This window comes from Achromobacter sp. 2789STDY5608621, assembly GCF_001299375.1.
In the GTDB taxonomy this organism is placed as follows: domain Bacteria; phylum Pseudomonadota; class Gammaproteobacteria; order Burkholderiales; family Burkholderiaceae_B; genus Achromobacter; species Achromobacter insuavis.
On record NZ_CYTU01000012.1, the window covers coordinates 1 to 16194 of the forward strand.

Here is a 16194-nt window from a genome sequence, read left to right on the forward strand (position 1 = left end):
AGCCCGCGCCGCGGCCGCGGCGGCGCCCGCCGCCGGCACGCAGGCCGACGCGCCCGCCGCGGCGCCGGCCCTCACCCGGCTGGTGGCGCTGGCCGGCACGGCGCGGGCCGCGCCCGGCAACGATCCCGCCGCCATTCATGCCGCGCTGGCCGAACAGAAGCGCCCCGACCTGGACGACACCCTCAAGAACGCGCGCGGCTTTCCCGTGTTCAGCGCCCGCGCCGCGCACCTGGACAGCGAAGCCTTGCGCGAAGCCGCCGCCGGCGAAGACGCGCCCGCGGCGGCCCGCGCCGAAGACTGCCTGCGCGCCACCGCCCTGCTGTGCGAAGTGATCGAATCCCTGTCGCGCGCTGCCCGCGCCCACGTGCTGGAACACGGCACGCCCGAGCGCGACGACGACTGGCCCCTGCTGCAAGTGGAACTGCTGCTGCCGGCGCCATGGCCGCCGGCGGCGCGCGAGCATGCGCAGGCGCAGGCCCGCGCGGCGGCCGCCTGGCCCGAGACCCGCCTGCGGCTGCGGCCGCACGAGGCCCGCGACGCGCTCGCCAGCGACAGCCTGCTGCGCCAGCTGGCGCTGGAGCCGGCGTCCGCCGCGCGCGCGCCGCTGCGCCTGGTGGCCGCGGCCGACTCCTACATCGATGCCCAGGTGGTGCAGGACTGGGAGGCCGACGGCACCCTGGTCGGCAACGCCACGCCGCAGGGACGCGTGCCCGGCGAAGCGGCCGCCGGCCTGCTGCTGGACCTGGACCAGGCCGCTCCCGACGCCGCCGTGGCGCCGGCGGGCGCCTTCGCCCTGGCCCTGTCACCGATGGCGCACCGCGCCACCGCCGCCGACGCCCGTGGCGCGGCCAGCGAACCGATGCTGGCCGAGCTGACGACGCGTTTCCTGGAACAGCACCAACGGCGCGCGGACGACATCCGCGCGCTGGTCAGCGACGCCGATCATCGCGGCAGCCGGCCGCTGGAAGCCGCGGGGCTGGCCAGCACGCTGTTCACCACCCTCGACCCCAACCAGGATTGCCTGGCGGTCGGCATCGCCTGCGGCTACACCGGCGCCGCCGCGCATCTGTTGACCCTGGCGGTGGCCGCCGAGGCCTGCGCGCAGGCCGAGGCCCCCGTACTCGCCGTCATGACCCAGGATCCCGCCTTGCGCACGCTCGCCCTGCTGTCCCCTTCCCCCTCCGCCTGACCCACAAAAAAAGCCAGAATCATGCGTAGCCCTTCAGGTTTCTTCTCCGGTATCTCCAGCGCCTTGAGCGAAGGCCGACATTGGACATCCCGCGCGCTCGGCAGCCCGCGGCTGTTCATGGCACTCGGCCTGATCGCCCTGATCGTTTTCCTGTTCCTGTTCGCCGATACGGTCGAGATCGGCCTGGTCTGGGCCGGCATCGCGCTGGGCATCTTCCTGTTCCTGTGGCTGTGCGCCTACCTGTGGCGCCGGCGCCGCGCGCGGCGCGCCAACAAGAACCTGGGCGACATGCTGGAGCAGCAGGTGCAGACCGGCGCGGCCGCCGCCAACCGCGGCGACGTGGACGCGCTGCGCACCCGGCTGGCGCAGGCGGTGCGCACCATCAAGACCTCGAAGATCGGCCAGGTCTCGGGCAACGAAGCCCTGTACGAACTGCCCTGGTACATCGTGATCGGCAACCCGGCCGCCGGCAAGAGCAGCGCGGTGATCAACTCGGGCCTGCAATTCCCCTTCGCCGACAAGAACGGCGCGGCGGTGCGCGGCGTGGGCGGCACCCGCAACTGCGACTGGTTCTTCACCACCGAGGGCATCCTGCTGGACACGGCCGGCCGCTACTCGGTGCACGAGGAAGACCGCAACGAGTGGATGGGGTTCCTCGACCTGCTCAAGCGCCATCGCCCCAAGGCGCCGATCAACGGCATCATCGTCGCCGCCAGCATCGACGAGCTGACCGGCGCCGGCCCCGAGTTCGCCATCAACCTGGCCAAGAACCTGCGCCAGCGCGTGCAGGAGCTGACCGACCGGCTGGAAGTGTTCGCGCCGGTCTACATCATCTTCACCAAGGCCGACCTGATCTCGGGCTTCAGCGAGTTCTTCTCCGACAGCGACCAGCGCGAGCGCGACCGCGTCTGGGGCGCCACCCTGCCCTACGGCGCCGAAGAGAACCGCGACGTGCTGGCCCTGTTCGACGAACGTTTCGACGAGCTGTACGAAGGCCTCAAGGAAATGGGCACGGCGCAGATCTCGCTGCGCAACAACCGCGATCTGCCGCCCGGGCTGCTGACCTTCCCGCTGGAATTCGCCGGCATCAAGCCGGCGCTGCGCACCTTCCTGTCGACGCTGTTCGAGACCAACCCGTTCCAGTACAAGCCGGTGTTCCGCGGCTTCTACTTCACCAGCGCGCTGCAGGAAGGCGTGTCGCAGAGCACCTCGACCGAACGCCTGGCCGAGCGCTTCGACCTGCGCCCGGCCGCGCGCGGCCAGGCCCGCAACGTGTCCTCGCACAACGGCTTCTTCCTGCGCGACCTTTTTTCCAGCGTGATCTTCGCCGACAAGAAACTGGTGCGCCAGCACGCCAGCCCGGCCAAGACTCGCATGCGCTACCTGACTTTCTTCGGCCTGGTGCTGGCGCTGGGCCTGGTGCTGGGCGGCTGGAGCTGGTCGTACCTGGGCAACCGCCAGCTGGCGCAGAACGTGCAGGCCGACCTGGACAAGGTGGTGCGGCTGCAGAGCGAACGCACCGACCTGCAGAGCCGCCTGGAAGCCATGGAGATCCTGCAGGACCGCATCGAGCAGCTGGACCGCTATTCGTCCAGCCGCCCGTGGTCGCTGGGCCTGGGGCTGTACCAGGGCGACGTGCTCAAGGAACGCCTGCTGGCCGAGTACTACAACGGCGCGCGCCAGTTCATGCTGAGCCCGGTCAAGGTCAGCCTGGAAGACTTCCTGGCCAAGGTCGACATGTCCGGCAACGCGGCGGCGGGCGGCGCGCCGAAACCGGCGCCGCAGGCGCTGCGCGCCGCGCACGGCGCGGGCGGCGACACGCTGTTCCAGGACGCCTCGCCAACCAATGCCGACGACGCCTACAACGCGCTCAAGACGTACCTGATGATGGCCAATCGCCAGCACGTCGACCCCACCCACCTGTCCGACCAGATCACGCGCTTCTGGCGCGGCTGGCTGGAGACCAACCGCGGCGCCATGCCGCGCGACCAGCTGATCCGCAGCGCCGAGCGCCTGATCTCGTTCTACGTCAGCCGCGCGCCCGACGCCGGCTGGCCGCAGATCGACACCAACCTGGCGCTGGTCGAGAAGACCCGCGCCAGCCTGCGCGCCGTGATGCAGGGCATGCCGGCGCGCGAACGCGCCTACGCCACGCTCAAGGCGCGCGCCGCCACGCGCTTCCAGACCATGACGGTGGCGCGCATCGTCGGCGAGAACGACGCCGGCGTGGTGGCCGGCAGCTACGCCATCCCCGGCACCTTCACCCGCGAGGCCTGGGAGCAGTACATCCAGCCGGCCATCAACGAAGCCGCCAAGAAGGAAGTGCAGACCAGCGACTGGGTGCTGGGCGTGAACGCGCGCGATGACCTGACGCTGGATGGCAGCCCCGAGCAGATCCAGAAGAGCCTGGCGACCATGTACAAGATGGAATACGCCCAGGAATGGCAGAAGTTCCTGCGCGGCGTGACCATCAAGCCGTTCACCAGTTTCGAGCAGTCGGTGGGCGCGATGAACCGCCTGGGCGATCCGCAGACCTCGCCCATCGCCAAGCTCATCAACACCGCCTATGAACAGACCTCGTGGGACAACCCCTCGCTGGTCAACGCCGGCCTGCAGCAGGCGCAGAGCGGCGTGGTCGGCTGGTTCAAGCGCGTGATCCTGCGGCAGACGCCGCCGGCGCCCGCGGCCGCCACCACCGCCAACGGCGAGGCGATTCCGATGGGCCCGGTGGGCCGCGAGTTCTCGGACGTGGCGCGCCTGGTGGTGACGCGCGAGAACCAGTCGCTGCTGGGCAACTACATGGGCGCGCTGTCCAAGATCCGCACCCGCTTCAACCTGCTCAACAACCAGGGCGACCCCGGCCCCGGCTCGCTGGTGCTGCTGCGCCAGACGCTGGAAGGCAAGGACTCGGAGCTGGCCGACGCGCTCAAGCTGGTCGACGAGCAGATGCTGGCCGGCCTGTCGGCGACCCAGCGCGAGACGCTGCGCCCGCTGCTGGTGCGGCCGCTGATCCAGGCCTACGCCGTGGCCATGCAGCCGGCCGAGTCGGAACTGAACAAGGTCTGGAACGCGCAGATCTACCAGCCCTTCAACCAGACCCTGGCCGAGAAGTATCCGTTCGCCGCGCGCGCCAGCGTCGAAGCCAGCAGCGACGAGATCGGGCAGGTGTTCGGCCCGCAGGGCAGCATCGCCAAGTACGTCAACGACACCCTCGGCCCGCTGACCGTGCGCCGCGGCGACATCCTGACGGCGCGCACCTGGGGCGACATGGGCGTCAGCCTGCAGCCGACCTTCACCGCCAACTTCGCGCAGTGGGTGGCGCCGCTGTCCGGCGGCGCGGCCGGCGCCGGCGCGGCCAGCCAGCCGCAGACGCTGTTCCAGATCCAGCCCAAGCCGGCCTCGGGCGTGACCGAGTACACCATCGAGATCGACGGCCAGCAGCTGCGCTACCGCAACACGCCGCCGCAATGGGTCAACTTCGTCTGGCCCAACGCGCAGGGCGCGCCCGGCGCGCGCATCACCGCCACCACCTTCGACGGCAGCGTGGTCGAGATCGTCAACGAACCGGGCCGTTTCGGCCTGGAACGCCTGATCGCGACCGCCCAGCGCACCTCCAACGCGGACGGCAGCTTCAACATGAGCTGGGGCAAGTCGAACGTGACCGTGCCGGTCAAGCTGCGCATCATCAGCAACGCCCAGGCGCCCGGCGCCGGCGGCAGCGAGCCCGGCGGCAGCCAGGGCCTGCGCAACCTGCGCCTGCCCTCCTCCGTGGTGGGCGCCACGTCCGAATCCTCCTCCGCCCAGACGCGACCCGGAGCGCCGCAATGAGCAACCTGCAGTCCCCCCTGTTCCGCACGGCCTACTTCGGCAAGATCCCGGCGCGCGGCGACTTCGTCAAGAACACCTCGCATCCGCAGCTGATGAGCACGCTGGACGGCTGGGTCGCCAACACCATGGAGCTGCTGGCCCAGGACCCGCACTGGAAGACGCTGTACGACGAGGCCGAGCCGATGCCGTTCGCCATCCTCGGCTCGCGCGGCAAGCTGGCCATCGCCGGGCACCTGCAACCCAGCCGCGACCAGTCGGGCCGGCGCTTTCCGTTCCTGTCGGCGACCTCGGTCGAGGTGCAGCGGCCGCTGGCCTTCATCGCCCGCAGCCCGATGGCCTTCAGCCGGCTGTGGAACCGCATGAGCGGCGCGGCCGCGCTGCTGATGACCGATGCCGACCCCGGCGCGGCGCTGCAGACCCTGAACGAACTCGAAGGCGAGATCCGCACCGAGGCCGACGACGGCTTCGACGCCTTCGTCGACCTGCAGACCGTCGAGCGGCTGGAAGCGATGCTGCGCGGCAACGGCCATGCGGCCAACGTGCACGACATCATCCTGGCGCTGGGCATCCTGCTCGAACCGGTCATGTCCAGCGGCTCGTCGCAGCTCGATCGCGGGCTGGCGCTGCCGTTGCCCGACGATCCGCTCTACATCAACCTGGTGGCCTCGTACTGGATGACGCTGATCGCGCCGTTCCTGGCGCGCGCCGACTTCGAGATCGCGGTGTTCATCGGCCGCATCGGCGGCAAGCACCGCCTGGTGGCGGGTTTCCGCGGCGCCTCGCCGCAGACGCTGGCCAGCCTGCTGTCGACGCCGCAGGCCTTCGCCGAACAGCACATCGTGCTGGAGGACGCCCCCTGGGTGCGCAACCACGTGTCGGCCAGCCATGGCCTGGCCAAGCTGTCCAGCTACCTGGACCAACCGCGGCTGTCGCTGCGCATGGCGCTCGACACCTATCTCGAAGTCTTCACCGGAGCCTGACCATGCGCGTCTCTCTCCTGATCATGGCGGCGCTGTTCTCGTGCGCCGCGGCGGCGCAGGACGCCGCCACCGTCGTTCCCGCCAACGTCATTCCGCAGCCCGGCCAGGTGGTGGCCAGCGGCGCCGTGCCCGACGAGGCCACCAAGGCCGACGTGCTGGCGCGTCTGCAACAGGTCTACGGCGTGGGCAATGTCATCGACCAGATCGAGGTCGGCGGCGTGGTCGCGCCCCCCAACTGGTCCGAACACGTGGGCAAGCTGATCGGCCAGCCGCTCAAGCAGATCAACCGCGGCCAGCTGGAAGTCGACGGCACCCAGATCCGCCTGCAGGGCGAAGTGCAGAACGAGGCCTCGCGCCAGCAGATCGCCAGCACCTTCGCCACCTCGCTCAACCCCACCTACAAGATCGTCAACGGCCTGCGCGTGGCGGCCGGCAAGGACGAACAGGGGTTGCTGGACAAGGTGCTGACCAATCGCGTGGTGGAGTTCGAGACCGGCAGCGCCACGCTGACGGCGCGCGGGCGCGAACTGCTCGACCAGGTCGCCGACGTGATTCCCAAGCTGCACAGCGACAAGGTGCAGATCATCGGCCACACCGACAGCTCCGGCAGCCGCAGCACCAACCTGGCCTTGAGCCAGGCGCGCGCCGACGCGGTCAGGTCCTATCTGGTCGACAAGGGCCTGCCGCCCGGCCGCTTCGAGACGCTTGGCGCGGGGCCCGACCAGCCGGTGGCCACCAATGCGACGGCCGAGGGCCGCGCCAAGAACCGCCGCATCGAATTCCGCGCCAGCCGCTGAGCCGCGGCGCGTGGATGCCGTCACGCAGGGCGTGGCGGCGCCGCGCCCGCGCGGCTGCCCGGCGATGGCCATGGCGGCCATCGCCCGGGGCCTGCCTTCAGCCGTTGTTCTCGGGCGGCTTGGGCACGCCCAGCAGCTCTTCCAGGCCCGACAGCGCCTCGCCGTTCTTGACCACGGTGCGCAGCCACAGGTGCAGCGACATCTCGCCCCAGCTGGCGGCCTTGTCGGCCAGATAGGCCACCGGGCTGTGCGGTTCGGTGCGGCGGAAGAACTCGGCCACTTCGCGCAGCTGCGCCAGGGCCTGGTCGCGCGTTTGCAGCGGGCCGCGCGTGGCCGCGGGGGCCGTGGGCGGAAGGTCGGCAGCGGTCAAGGTGGGCTCCATGCGGGTGATGGGCGCGCCGGTGGACGGCGCGGCCTGCGCGGCCGGGGGCGGCGTCAGGTCGGCGCGCACCAGCAGGCCGGCTTCGCGGGCGAAACGATGCGCCAGTTCGGTCACGTCCTTCAGGGCGGTGCGCACCGGCGTGAAGGCCGGGCCTTCGTCGCCCAGGCGTTCGGTCAGCGTCAGCTCCAGCACGTCGACCGCGCCGAAGCAGCTCTGCAACTGGCTTTCGAGTTCGGAATAGAACGCCGGCGGCGTGTCGCGGCGCGCGGCGTCGAACTGCTCCAGCGTGACCTTGCCGCGCGACATGTCGGCGGCGTTCTGCGGCGTGCGCTTGATGGCGTTGGCCAATTGCGAGGCGCTGTCCCACAGCACCGCGCCGAAGCGTCCGCCCTCGGACTGCGTCAGCGGCAGTTCGCGCACCAGCTGCTGCGAACGCGCCAGCAGCCAGGCCAGGTTGCCCACGCGCTGCTGCACGTCGCCCTCGTCGGGCACCGGATGCAGGCCGTCCCAATAGCGCCGGCACAGGCCATCCACCAGCAGGAAGCCGTCGCGCAGGCCGGCGAAGCCGCGGGTCTTGGCCCAGGCCTCGGCCAGCCAGGCGGCCACGCGCACGTCCTTGCTGCGCTCGGTCAGCACCTCGGTGCAGATGCGGATCACCTGCGGCCAGTCGGCTTCCTTGATGTCGATGACCCAGTCGCCCTGGTCCAGGTGCGGGTCGTCATGGCGGCGGGCCTCGCGGATGGCGTCGAATTCGGCCGAGAAGACCATGTCGGCGCCACAAGGCGCCTCGCCCGGAATGGGCTGCAGCAGTGCGTCGATATCGCTCATAGTGTCTTGTGTCGTTGCGGGTGGCGAGCCATGCGCAAGCGGCGCATGGCCCGGCGGCGAAAGCAGCGATGATCCCATATCTGTAACGGCGTTACGTTGGAACATGACACGCCCTATTACAAAACGCATCAGGGACCATCGCTATCATGCAAGCTCTCCAAACTGAGGGAGTCGCGATGAACAAGTCATTCCACATGATGCCCAACGGCCGCTTCATCAACGGCACGCCGCGGCGCTGCCCGGACGGCACCTACGTCGGCGACGGCGGGCCCATCACCCGCGCGCCGGACGGCACCTACGTGGCCGGCACGCCGCAGCGCGCGCCCGACGGCCGCTACCTCGGCAGCGGCGGCCCGGTGCGCATGGCGCCCGATGGCACCTTCGTCGTGGGCCCGCCGCGCATGGCGCCGGACGGCACCTATCTGTAAGCAGACTTAACCTTCATCTGGGAGCAACGGGCGGCCATGGCGCAGCGATCCGTAATACGCAAGGGTGACCGCACGTCGCATGGCGGCGTGGTGGTGACCGGGGATGAATCCGTGCAGATCTTCGGCCAGCCCATGGCGCGCGTCGGCGACCGCGTCACCTGCCCCAAGTGCGCGGGCCAGCACACCATCGTCGAAGGCGTGCAGAGCGTCAGCTCCGACCGCCGCACGGCGCTGGAAGGCATGAAGACCTCCTGCGGCGCCACGCTCATCGCCAGCCAGCAGTTCTACCAGCTCGAACATGGCGGCGGCGGTGGTGGCGGCTCGGGCGTGAACGACGCGCCCCAGGCCCTGCAGGCCGGCGCGCCGGCGGCGCTGGCCGCGATCGAACCCGTGGCGGCCCAGGACGCGCCGGTGAAATGCGCCCAGGTGCAGGACACGCTCAAGCTCACCGAGGCCATGTTCGACGCCAAGCGCGCGCCGGTGAAGCTGACCGGCCCGTCTGCCTACCAGCCGCCCGCCAACCTGGCGCGGGCGGGCGACGACAAGTGCGTCATGTACGAAGCCTGGCCCGCCGGCCAGCGCGTGCCGGTGGTGCTGGAACCGCGCGATCCGCTCTGGACCGGCGACCTGATGCAGCGCCGGCCGCAGGAATTCACCGAACGCCTGACCGAGGAACCGCAGCCACAGCCCGAGCAGGTCGCCAAGAGCCTGGGCATCGCCCCCAAGGCGATGCTGCAGGGCCGCGACCTGCAGATCCGCCTGGCCAAGGGCATGGCGCTGGAAGACCGCATCACGCGCCTCAACGCACAAGTGGTGAAGGGCCCGCCCTGGGCCGACCCGACGCGCGAGACGCACACGGTGGGCGAGACGATGTTCTCGCGCATCACGCTCTACAGCATGTCGGGCGACCAGGCGATGATCGACCACGCCGTGCTGCACGAACTGGCCCACAGCTACGCCAACAACGCCCGCGTCGACATGAAGGCCTGGGGCGCCGCCGCCAAGGCCGACGGCAATTTCCCGTCGGACTACGCCAAGGCCGGCCCGCCCGAGGACTTCGCCGAGTTCGTGGTGATGGCCATCGCCACCCAGGGCACGCCCTGCGAGGACTACGCGCGCTCGATCTACCCGGCGCGCTACCGCCAGCTGGACGCCATGGACCTGCTCGAGAAAAGTCCCGCCCCCCAAGCCGCCTGACCCGCACGCCCGCCAGGGAACCGGACCGCGCCGCCCCGCGGCGCCGGTCGCGGCCGCGCGCGCCGGGTCGGCGGGTTGCGTCCGGCCCCCTGCCTGCGATAACATACGTTCCATATACAAACCATATACGGAACATTCACTATGGGCATCGTCAAGATTTCCGAGCAGATGCACGAGAACCTGCGCGTGGCCAGCAGCGCGCTGAGCCGCTCGATCAACTCGCAGGCCGAGCACTGGATGCGCATCGGCATGCTGTCCGAGCTCTACCCCGAGCTGCGCCACGCCGACATCTGCCAACTGCTGATCCGCATCGAACAGGCGGAGGGCTTCAGCATCGCGGCCCTGTCCCAGGGGCAGGCTCCCACCGGCCAGCAGGAGGCCGCGTAAATGGCGCGCAAGGTCTCCATCAAATCCGCCGCCGACATCGCCATGGCCCGCCAGGCCGGCGCCCTGGCGGCGGACGTGCTGCACATGATCGCCGAGCACGTGCGCCCCGGCGTCACCACCGACGAACTCGACCGCATCTGCCACGACTACATCGTCAACGTGCAGAAGGCCATCCCGGCCAACGTCGGCTACCACGGCTTTCCCAAGACCATCTGCGCCTCGGCCAACCACGTGATCTGCCACGGCATCCCGTCGGCCAAGGTGCTCAAGAACGGCGACATCCTCAACATCGATGTGGCCGTCATCAAGGACGGCTGGTACGGCGACACCAGCCGCATGTATTTCGTCGGCCAGCCCAGCCCGCTGGCGCGGCGCCTGGTCGCCACCACCTACGAGGCCATGCGCGCCGGCATCATGGCGGTCAGGCCCGGCGCCACGCTGGGCGACATCGGCCACGCCATCCAGACGGTCGCGCACCGCGAGCACTTCAGCATCGTGCGCGAATACTGCGGCCACGGCATCGGCCAGATCTACCACGACGAGCCGCAGGTGCTGCACTACGGCCGCCCCGGCGAAGGCCTGGTGCTGCAGCCGGGCATGATGTTCACCATCGAGCCCATGATCAACGCCGGCAAGCCGCAGACCAAGCAGCTGCCCGACGGCTGGACGGTGGTCACCAAGGACCGCTCGCTGTCGGCCCAGTGGGAACACATGGTGGTCGTCACCGACACCGGCTACGAGGTGCTGACGTCCTGGCCGGACGGCTTCGGCGACTACCCGCCGATTCCCTGACGCCGCCGGCCGGCGACGGCAATTAACGGAGTGCGATGTCCACGGGGCCCGGTCATGATCGGGCCCTCGTCGTTTTGCGGCCTCGTCGGCCGTTGCCCTCATGCCCGCCCTGCCCGCGGCGTTCCGCCGCCTGGCCGCCTCCAACCTGGCCGCCCAATGTTCCGAACAGATCGCCCTGGCGGCGGCGCCGCTGGTGGCGGTGCTGGCGCTGGGCGCCAACGCCGCGCAGACCGGCTATCTGCAGACCGCCCAGACCCTGCCCTTCCTGCTGCTGTCATTGCCCGCCGGGGTGCTGGCCGACCGGATCGCGCGCCGCACCCTCATGACCGCCGCCGAATGCGCGCGCGCCGCCAGCCTGCTGGGCCTGCTGGCGCTGCTGGCGGTGGACGGGCTGAACCTGGCCGCGCTGGCGGCGCTGGGTTTCCTGGGCGCGGTCGGCACGGTGGCCTACAACGTGGCCGCGCCCGCGCTGGTGCCGACGCTGTTGCCGGCGACCCAGCTGGCGCAGGCCAACCGCTGGCTGGAACTGGCGCGCAGCGCGGCGTTCTCGGCCGGGCCGGCGCTGGGCGGCGCGCTGGTCGGCGGCATCGGCGCCGCCGTCGCCTACGGTCTGGCCACCCTGCTGTCGCTGCTGGCGGCGGGGCTGCTGGCGGGCCTGCCTTCCGAGCCGCCGCGCGCGGCGGCGCGGCGCCACCTGTGGCGCGAACTGCGCGAAGGCGCCGCGTTCGTGGCGGCGCACCCCTTGCTGCGGCCGGTGCTGGTGACGGCGGTGTGCTTCAACACCGCCTGGTTCGTGCTGCAGGCCGTCTACGTGGTCTACGCGGTGGAGCGCCTGGGCCTGACCGCCGCCGGCGTGGGCGCGACGCTGGGCATCTACGGCGCCGGCATGCTGGCCGGGGCCCTGGCCGCGCCATGGCTGGCGGCGCGCCTGTCGTTCGGCGCGATGATCGCGGCCGGCCCCACCTGCGCGCTGGCCGCCAGCCTCATCCTGCTGTCGACGCTGGCGTGGCCGGCGGGCGCCTGGGCCGGCGTCGGCCTGTTCCTGTTCGGCGCCGGACCGATCCTGTGGACCATCGCCACCACCACGCTGCGCCAGGCGGTCACGCCCAACGCGCTGCTGGGCCGCGTCTCGGCCGTGATCGTCACGGCGACGTTCGGCGCGCGGCCCGTGGGCGCCTTGATCGGCGCGACCCTGGCGGCGCGGCTGGGCATGGAAGCCTGCCTGTGGCTGTCCAGCGTCGGCTTTGCCGCCCAATTCGTGGTGCTGCTGGCTTCCCCGGTGGCGCGGCTGAGCCGCCAGCCGGAAACCGTGGCGGGTTGAACGACGCCACGCGGCGGCGCCGGGACCTTCTGTTGCGGTCCCGCAGGGACGGATCTGTATCTGGCGGCGGCCAGCGGCGGCCGCTAGACTGGCCTGCCATCGAGGCCGCCGCCCGCGGCGCCTCGCCCGACGCCCCCCTCGCCGCCATCATGCTGAACATCCTCGGAAAAGCCTCTTCCATCAACGTCCGCAAGGTCCTCTGGACCTGTGTCGAACTGGACCTGCCGTTCACGCGCGAGGACTGGGGCGCGGGCTTTCGCCCGACGGCCGACGCGGCCTTCCTGGCGCTCAACCCGAACGCCATGGTGCCGGTGCTGCGCGACGGCGACTTCGTGCTGTGGGAATCGAACAGCATCATCCGCTATCTCGCCAACCAGTATGGCGGCGACGCGGTGAATCCGCTGTATCCGGCCAACGCCCGGCTGCGCGCCCGCGTCGACCAGTGGATGGATTGGCAGGCGACCGACCTGAACCGGTCGTGGAGTTACGCCTTCCTGGCGCTGGCGCGGCAGTCGCCGGCGCACCGGGATGCCGCCGCCATCGAGGCCTCGAGCCGCGACTGGGCGCACTTCATGGGCATCCTGGAACAGCGCCTGCGTGACACGGGCGCCTACGTGGCCGGCGAAGCCTTCACGCTGGCCGACATCGCCATCGGCCTGTCGGTCAACCGCTGGTTCGCCACGCCGCTGGACAGCGCCCTGCGGCCCGAGCTGCCGGCGGTGGCCGCCTACTACGACCGGCTGGCCGAGCGGCCGGGCTACCGCGCCCACGGCCGCAACGGCACCGCCTAGCGGCGGTCCGGCCCGGCCGGACCGCCACGCCCGGCGGCGCGCGGTGGCCTGCCGCTTACTTGATCACGCCGCAGATCATGCGCCCGCCCCCGCCGCCCAGCGGCTTGGGGGTATCACTGTAGTTGTCCGCACCAACGTGGATCATCAGCGCGCGCTGCTTCACGTCGGCCATTTTCAGGCGCGGCGCCACCACGGCGGTCTTGGCGCTGCCATCGGCGCCCACGGTGATGAAAGGCAGATCGCCCAGATGGCCATCGGTGGCCAGGGGGCCCTTGTGCGCCTTGGTGTTGAACGGGTCGAGGTGACCACCCGCGGCGCCGCCCGGCATCACCTTGCCGTCGACCGTGGTCGCTTCACATGACCCCTTTTCGTGGACATGGAAGCCGTGTTCGCCCGGCGGCAGGCCCGTCAGCTTGGGCGTGAACTTCAGGCCTTCCTTGGTCTGCTCCAGCGCGACCGTGCCCGCGCTTTTGCCCACGGAGCCGTCATCGTTCAGGAACGACATCGTGACGCTCTCGGCCTGAACTACGGCCGAGACGCCGGCAAGCGCCAGCGTTGCAACGAGAATCGAGAGTTTCTTCATGGACTTTCCTCCTGGGAGTGATGCGCGTGATGCGAGCCGCCCGACGGGGCGGCGGTCGTCCCGGAACCTGTGACCAGGCCCGCGGACTGCCAAAGACAATAGCACCGCGCCGCGGCGCTTCGCCAGCAATCTTCGCTCCTGATACATCGGATACGTCCGCAAATCCGCGACGGTTGACGGGATCCCCCCCTGGCCGACAAGCTACCCCGTCGCCAGCAGCACCGCCGCGTGCAGCAGCACGCCGATCAGGCCGCCCACCAGGGTGCCGTTGAAGCGGATGTACTGCAGGTCGCGCCCCACGCTCAGTTCCAGTTCGTCGACCAGGTGGCGCTCGTCCCACAGCTTGACCGTGCGCGAGATGTGCTCGGTGACGCCGATGCGCAGCCGCCCGGTCAGGCGCCGCGCCGCGCCCAGCACGTGGCTGTTGATGGCCTCGCGCAGGTCCGGGTCCTCGCCCAGCTTGCGCGCCAGCGCCAGCAAGGCGCTTTCCAGGTGCGCGGCCAGCGCCGAATGCTCGTCGCTCAGGTCGCGCCGCAGCGCGGCGTGGATGTCGTCCCACAGGCCCTGCACGTATTCCTGCACCTTGGGGTGGTCGATGGCGCGCTGCTTCATGGCCTCGACCTGCGCGGCCAGCGCCGGATCGGCGCCCAGGCGCGCGATGTAGTCCAGCACCCAGGCCTCGTAGTCGCGCCGCACCGGGTGGTCGGGCTCGGACAGCACGTCGCGCAGCTCCTGCACCAGCGCGCGCGCCAGGCGGTCGGCCAGGTTGTCGGCGATGCCGTCGACCGAGGCGATGACATCCACCGCGGCGATGATGCGCGGCCATTCCTTGCGGGCGAACTTGACCAGCAGCGCCGAGGCGCGTTCCTTGACGTCCTCGTCGCCGAGGTAGCCGCCCAGCCGTTCCATGGCGGCGTCCAGCAGCTCCTGGTGGCGGCCGTCGCGGGTCAAGAGGCCCAGCACCTCGCCGGCGGTGCCGGCCGCGTCCCAGCGCCGCAGGTTCTTCACCACGAATTCCTGGATCACGCCGCGCACCGCGTGGTCGTCCAGCAGGTCCAGCGTCTGCAGCGCCACCCGCCGCGCGCCGTCGCTGAGCGCGTGCGCCTGCTTCGGCCGCGCCAGCCAGCGCGACAGGCGCGCGGCCGGGTCGAAGCCGCGCAGCTTCGCCATCAAGGTGTCCGGATCGAGGAAGTGGTCGCGCACGAACACCGCCAGGTTGTCGCCGATGCGGTCCTTGTTGCTGGGAATGATGGCGGTGTGCGGAATCGGCAGGCCCATCGGCCGGCGGAACAGCGCCACCACCGCGAACCAGTCGGCCAGCGCGCCCACGGTGGCGGCCTCGCAGAAGGCCCGCACCCAGGCCCAGGCGCCCTGCCCGCCCATGACGTGGCTGGTGATGAAACCGCTGATCATCGCCGCCAGCAGGGCCAGCGCGGCGATCTTCATGCGCCGCAGCTGCGCGCGGCGCGCCTGCGACGCCAGCGCGGAGCGGGTGGCGAAGGCCGGCGAGGACGGGCTGGCGGAAGGCGGCGTATCGGTCATGGGGTCTCCGGCGGGCATGCCCGCCCAGCATACCAAGCCGGCTGGCGGCGCCGCGCGGCCATCAGTCCTCGGGCCCGGCCAGCGCGCCGCGCAGCCAGGCGATGAAGGCATCGGCATGGGCGGTGCGGGCGCGGCCGGCGGCCGGCACCGCGCGCAGGCCCCCGTCGAACGGCACGAAGCCATAGGGCGCCACCAGTTGCCCCTCCTGCAATTCGCGCGAGATCAGCCGCCGCTCGACCAGCGCCACGCCCAGGCCCGACAGCGCGGCCTCGATGCACAGGTGGGTGTGCGGAAACGCCAGCGTGTCGCCCTGCGCAGCCGGCTGCCCGGTGATGGCCTCCCATTGGTTCCAGGCGCTGGAGGTGTATTCATGCGCGATGCGCACGCGCGCGGCCGGCTTCCTGCGCGCATAGGCCGGCGTGCAGACCGCGCCGAAGCGCACCGGCGCCAGCGGCAGGGACAGGCGCCGGTCGGCCTCGGCATAGCCCGAGAGATCCCAGGCCAGGATCAGGTCGGCGCCCTCGTTGCGCATTTCACGCGCCGAGGTCATCGACAGGCGGATGCGGATCTCGGGATGCTTGCGATAGAACACGGCCAGTTGCGGCACCAGCCAGCGCATGGCGAAGGTGGCGCTGCAGGCCACGTGCAGCCCCGGCGCCTGCGACTCGCGCGCCAGGCGCTCGTAGGCGTTTTCCAGCTGGTCGAAGGCCGCGCGCACCGAGGCGTAGAAGGTGGCGCCGGCCTGGGTCAGGCGCAGGCCGGTGCCGTCCTTTTCGAACAGCGCCACGCCCGCGTGCTCCTGCAGCAGGCGCAGATGGCGGCTGACAGCGCCGTGGCTGCGGCACAGTTCCTCGGCGGCGCGGGTGACCGAACCGCTGCGGGCGATGGCTTCGAAGGCGCGGACGGCGGACAGGGGCGGCAACTGGCGCATGGCGGGTCATCTGTCAGGAAAACTGACGAAGTGGCAGAAAAACTGCATTGTCGGATCCAAGGCCCGTTTTTAGCATGTCGGCATTGCATTGCAATCGCTAAACGCCCGCCGCGCCACCCCATGCATGGGCCGCCCGGACGCCTGGACCGATTGCCGCTTGTTTGAATTAACTGACGGTTTCCCTTTTCCCCAAGTCCTTTACGGAGTCCCCCATGCAC

Annotated in this window: 14 protein-coding genes; 10 read left to right on the forward strand and 4 right to left on the reverse strand. The window is 70.7% G+C overall.

Annotated features, from left to right (window positions below):
• From AOZ53_RS34705 to AOZ53_RS13875, 4 genes are all read left to right on the forward strand, one after another.
• Positions 1–1189, forward strand: a 1189-nt coding sequence (locus AOZ53_RS34705; RefSeq protein WP_054488238.1) for a hypothetical protein, incomplete at its 5' end; no start/stop codon positions are given.
• 117 nt (positions 1190–1306) lie between these two features.
• A complete protein-coding gene (gene tssM, locus AOZ53_RS13865) occupies positions 1307–5017 on the forward strand; it encodes a type VI secretion system membrane subunit TssM (protein ID WP_054434823.1) in 3711 nt (1236 codons plus the stop codon).
• A complete protein-coding gene (gene tagF, locus AOZ53_RS13870; protein ID WP_054434822.1) occupies positions 5014–5997 on the forward strand; it encodes a type VI secretion system-associated protein TagF in 984 nt (327 codons plus the stop codon). The genes tssM and tagF overlap by 4 nt, the downstream gene beginning before the upstream one ends.
• Positions 5998–5999: 2 nt before the next feature.
• Positions 6000–6794 carry an OmpA family protein gene (locus tag AOZ53_RS13875; protein WP_054434820.1) on the forward strand — a complete coding sequence of 265 codons (795 nt, stop codon included), beginning with the start codon at positions 6000–6002 and terminating at the stop codon, positions 6792–6794.
• Between the two features lie 97 nt (positions 6795–6891).
• Here the strand turns inward: AOZ53_RS13875 and tssA are convergent, their stop codons facing one another.
• Positions 6892–8004 carry a type VI secretion system protein TssA gene (gene tssA, locus AOZ53_RS13880; protein ID WP_054434818.1) on the reverse strand — a complete coding sequence of 371 codons (1113 nt, stop codon included), beginning with the start codon at positions 8002–8004 and terminating at the stop codon, positions 6892–6894.
• A 176-nt stretch (positions 8005–8180) separates the two neighbouring features.
• On the opposite strand from tssA, the gene AOZ53_RS13885 reads away from it, so the two are divergent.
• The 6 genes from AOZ53_RS13885 (at position 8181) to AOZ53_RS13910 (ending at position 12920) form a co-directional block, all read left to right on the forward strand.
• The gene (locus AOZ53_RS13885; protein ID WP_054434816.1) at positions 8181–8432 is read left to right on the forward strand and encodes a hypothetical protein; all 252 of its coding nucleotides are present in this window, start codon (positions 8181–8183) and stop codon (positions 8430–8432) included.
• 36 nt (positions 8433–8468) lie between these two features.
• The gene (locus tag AOZ53_RS34990) at positions 8469–9629 is read left to right on the forward strand and encodes a PAAR domain-containing protein (RefSeq protein ID WP_231690615.1); all 1161 of its coding nucleotides are present in this window, start codon (positions 8469–8471) and stop codon (positions 9627–9629) included.
• Positions 9630–9770: 141 nt separating this feature from the next.
• Positions 9771–10016: a ParD-like family protein gene (locus tag AOZ53_RS13895; protein WP_054434814.1), complete on the forward strand. Its 246-nt coding sequence runs from the start codon at positions 9771–9773 to the stop codon at positions 10014–10016.
• Positions 10017–10808 (forward strand): type I methionyl aminopeptidase, encoded by a 792-nt coding sequence (map, locus tag AOZ53_RS13900; RefSeq protein WP_054434812.1) that lies wholly within the window; start codon positions 10017–10019, stop codon positions 10806–10808. It abuts the gene before it with no gap.
• 100 nt (positions 10809–10908) lie between these two features.
• A complete protein-coding gene (locus AOZ53_RS13905) occupies positions 10909–12129 on the forward strand; it encodes an MFS transporter (protein WP_054434810.1) in 1221 nt (406 codons plus the stop codon).
• Positions 12130–12278: 149 nt separating this feature from the next.
• Positions 12279–12920, forward strand: coding sequence for a glutathione S-transferase family protein (locus AOZ53_RS13910; protein WP_054434808.1), 642 nt, complete (start codon positions 12279–12281; stop codon positions 12918–12920).
• 55 nt (positions 12921–12975) lie between these two features.
• Here AOZ53_RS13910 and sodC read toward each other — a convergent pair whose 3' ends face one another.
• The 3 genes from sodC to AOZ53_RS13925 form a co-directional block, all read right to left on the reverse strand.
• Positions 12976–13503 carry a superoxide dismutase family protein gene (gene sodC, locus AOZ53_RS13915; RefSeq protein WP_054434807.1) on the reverse strand — a complete coding sequence of 176 codons (528 nt, stop codon included), beginning with the start codon at positions 13501–13503 and terminating at the stop codon, positions 12976–12978.
• 201 nt (positions 13504–13704) lie between these two features.
• Positions 13705–14949 (reverse strand): DUF445 domain-containing protein, encoded by a 1245-nt coding sequence (locus tag AOZ53_RS13920; protein WP_156333394.1) that lies wholly within the window; start codon positions 14947–14949, stop codon positions 13705–13707.
• Between the two features lie 157 nt (positions 14950–15106).
• A complete protein-coding gene (locus AOZ53_RS13925) occupies positions 15107–15976 on the reverse strand; it encodes a LysR substrate-binding domain-containing protein (RefSeq protein WP_054434803.1) in 870 nt (289 codons plus the stop codon).
• Positions 15977–16194 lie beyond the last annotated feature (218 nt).

What these genes read in the sequence shown, in the direction of transcription:
- tssM (WP_054434823.1), top strand. Translation starts at nt 1,307, where the DNA reads ATGGCACTCGGCCTGATCGCCCTGATCGTTTTCCTGTTCCTGTTCGCC.
- tagF (WP_054434822.1), top strand. Translation starts at nt 5,014, where the DNA reads ATGAGCAACCTGCAGTCCCCCCTGTTCCGCACGGCCTACTTCGGCAAG.
- AOZ53_RS13875 (WP_054434820.1), top strand. Translation starts at nt 6,000, where the DNA reads ATGCGCGTCTCTCTCCTGATCATGGCGGCGCTGTTCTCGTGCGCCGCG.
- tssA (WP_054434818.1), bottom strand. Translation starts at nt 8,004, where the DNA reads ATGAGCGATATCGACGCACTGCTGCAGCCCATTCCGGGCGAGGCGCCT.
- AOZ53_RS13885 (WP_054434816.1), top strand. Translation starts at nt 8,181, where the DNA reads ATGAACAAGTCATTCCACATGATGCCCAACGGCCGCTTCATCAACGGC.
- AOZ53_RS34990 (WP_231690615.1), top strand. Translation starts at nt 8,469, where the DNA reads ATGGCGCAGCGATCCGTAATACGCAAGGGTGACCGCACGTCGCATGGC.
- AOZ53_RS13895 (WP_054434814.1), top strand. Translation starts at nt 9,771, where the DNA reads ATGGGCATCGTCAAGATTTCCGAGCAGATGCACGAGAACCTGCGCGTG.
- map (WP_054434812.1), top strand. Translation starts at nt 10,017, where the DNA reads ATGGCGCGCAAGGTCTCCATCAAATCCGCCGCCGACATCGCCATGGCC.
- AOZ53_RS13905 (WP_054434810.1), top strand. Translation starts at nt 10,909, where the DNA reads ATGCCCGCCCTGCCCGCGGCGTTCCGCCGCCTGGCCGCCTCCAACCTG.
- AOZ53_RS13910 (WP_054434808.1), top strand. Translation starts at nt 12,279, where the DNA reads ATGCTGAACATCCTCGGAAAAGCCTCTTCCATCAACGTCCGCAAGGTC.
- sodC (WP_054434807.1), bottom strand. Translation starts at nt 13,503, where the DNA reads ATGAAGAAACTCTCGATTCTCGTTGCAACGCTGGCGCTTGCCGGCGTC.
- AOZ53_RS13920 (WP_156333394.1), bottom strand. Translation starts at nt 14,949, where the DNA reads ATGAAGATCGCCGCGCTGGCCCTGCTGGCGGCGATGATCAGCGGTTTC.
- AOZ53_RS13925 (WP_054434803.1), bottom strand. Translation starts at nt 15,976, where the DNA reads ATGCGCCAGTTGCCGCCCCTGTCCGCCGTCCGCGCCTTCGAAGCCATC.